Annotated in this window: 1 protein-coding gene; it reads right to left on the bottom strand. The window is 61.8% G+C overall.

Translation table 11 applies throughout. The features are described from left to right. Positions 1-246, bottom strand: a 246-nt coding sequence (locus BZJ21_RS15920; protein ID WP_158075560.1) for an IS66 family transposase, incomplete at both ends; no start/stop codon positions are given.

Genomic DNA, 246 nt, shown 5'->3' with positions numbered 1-246 from the left:
TTCTTCGGGCTCAGGTCGAGGGCATCTTTGAACTTGCGCCGAGCATGCGCCCAGCATCCGAGGTGGGTCACGTTTTCTAGCATCCGCCAGGCTGAGTAGCCGTCGGTCATGACCGTGCCCTGGTAACCATTGAGGAAGGCCTTGGGGTAAGTGTGCCCCCGGCCTGGTTGGTAGTCGAACAGCACCACCGGCGTCGTGCTTTGCGCCGGGCTGGTGTAGGCCCAGAGATAGGATTGGCTCTGGGCT

Origin of the sequence: Salinivibrio costicola subsp. alcaliphilus, from assembly GCF_001996185.1 — a bacterium.
GTDB lineage: Bacteria > Pseudomonadota > Gammaproteobacteria > Enterobacterales > Vibrionaceae > Salinivibrio > Salinivibrio costicola.
This window is presented reverse-complemented; position numbering and strand designations above follow the sequence as displayed.